The 1,317-nt window shown below is 44.3% G+C and carries 1 protein-coding gene and 1 pseudogene; one reads left to right on the top strand and one right to left on the bottom strand.

Annotation, left to right across the window (positions count from 1 at the left end; genetic code table 11):
- Positions 1-561: pseudogene (locus tag R7070_RS25385) on the top strand (carboxypeptidase M32); the annotation flags it as partial.
- 90 nt (positions 562-651) lie between these two features.
- Here the strand turns inward: R7070_RS25385 and lpxL are convergent.
- Positions 652-1,317: LpxL/LpxP family Kdo(2)-lipid IV(A) lauroyl/palmitoleoyl acyltransferase (lpxL, locus tag R7070_RS25380; protein ID WP_318141410.1), on the bottom strand; the 666-nt coding region annotated here is incomplete at its 5' end.

The raw sequence follows: 1,317 nt of genomic DNA, 5'->3' as shown, positions 1-1,317 counted from the left end.
AACGCCTTTATCGATCATCTTGCTCGCTTGGCTTCAAATCACTTCTCTGGCAACGAGTTCGCGAAGGACAATCTAGCGAAGATATACACGCGAGTAGAAAAAGGCTTCATCCGAGTTGATGCAGATGAACTGACCTACCCTGCGCACGTTATCCTTCGCTACGAAATTGAACGAGATCTCATGAACGGTGTGATTAAACACACTGACGTCCCTGAATTGTGGAACGAGAAAATGAAAGCGTATCTGGGTCTATCTACAGAGGGCAACTTCAAAAATGGTTGTATGCAAGACATCCATTGGACAGACGGCTCTTTTGGTTATTTCCCATCGTACACACTAGGAGCCATGTACGCGGCACAATTTATGGCAGCGATGAAGAAGACGATCGACGTTGATGGTGTAATTCAAAGTGGTGACCTTTCACCTATCTTTACTTGGCTATCAGACAATATTTGGAGCAAAGGCAGCTTGTTAACGACCGATGAGCTCGTAAAACAAGCGACAGGTGAAACGCTTAATGCTCAACACTTCCAAGCCCACTTAAAAAGTCGTTACCTATAACTGCTGAACTTAATATAACGTTAAGACCCACGAGTTAAGACTCAAGAAAGTCAATGCCCAAGGAACGTAGCTCCTTGGGCATTTTTCTTTTTAAATACTGATATCCATTGCAGGGACAAGTCTTGGTTTATACAAGCAGTCTTCACCTTCTGGCCTAGTTTTAAAACGTCGGTGGAGCCACATGTATTGGCTTGGGCTTGCCATAATAGATGTTTCAACAATTTTATTAACGAAAGCCGCAGCACTATCGGGGTCGTCTTTTGGAAAACCATCCACTGGCGCATCAATCGTCAACGTATAATGCCCATCTTCGCCTCTGACCATCGTAAATGGGACAATTGCGCAATTTGTATTATCAACTAACAAGCTAGTGCCCGTTGTTGTACAGGCATTTTTAACCGCGAACAACGGAGCAAACGTCGAACGTCTGTTTCCGTAATCATGATCCGGCGCATACCAAACACGCTCGCCAGAGTTGAGTGCTTCAAGCATGGCTTTGACATTTTTACGATCGATCAACGTACGGTTAGAACGAGAACGGCCTTTGTATTGGAAATAGTCGAAACACGGATTGTTGTTTGGTCGATAGACACCCGTCCCAGATTTTTGAATGCCAAATGCGCGAGCTCCTAATTCCAAGTTCATTGAATGGACGGCCAACATTAAGGCCCCCTTACCGGACTTTTCTAACGCTTCTAAATGCTCCATTCCTTTAATCGTAACGTGCTTACTGACTCTTTTATCTGACCAAAACCA

The organism is Vibrio sp. 1557, from assembly GCF_033340175.1.
Lineage (GTDB): Bacteria > Pseudomonadota > Gammaproteobacteria > Enterobacterales > Vibrionaceae > Vibrio > Vibrio alginolyticus.
Note: the sequence above shows the minus strand (reverse complement) of the source record. Positions and strands in the feature narration are given on the sequence as shown.